At 78.7% G+C, this 254-nt stretch carries 1 protein-coding gene; it reads left to right on the forward strand.

Annotated features, from left to right (window positions below; genetic code table 11):
• The coding region (locus VR44_RS07905) for a class I SAM-dependent methyltransferase (RefSeq protein ID WP_045946672.1) at window positions 1–254 on the forward strand (254 nt) is incomplete at both ends.

Below are 254 nucleotides of genomic sequence, written 5' to 3' on the forward strand. Positions count from 1 at the left end.
GGACACTGCTGCGGGCGGACGTGGCCCGGCTCCCGCTGCGTGACGGGGCCCTGGACGCGGTGTTCGCGGCCGGGCTCATCGCGCACCTGCCCGACCCGGCGGCGAACCTGCGCGAGCTCGCCCGCGTGGTGCGCCCCGGCGGCCGGCTCGCCCTGTTTCACCCGATCGGGCGAGCCGCGCTCGCCGCGCGCCACGGCCGCGAGCTGACCCCGGACGATCTGCGGGCCGAGCACAACCTCGGCCCGCTGCTGTCC

Source organism: Streptomyces katrae (assembly GCF_000966975.1).
Taxonomy (GTDB): Bacteria; Actinomycetota; Actinomycetes; order Streptomycetales; family Streptomycetaceae; genus Streptomyces; species Streptomyces katrae.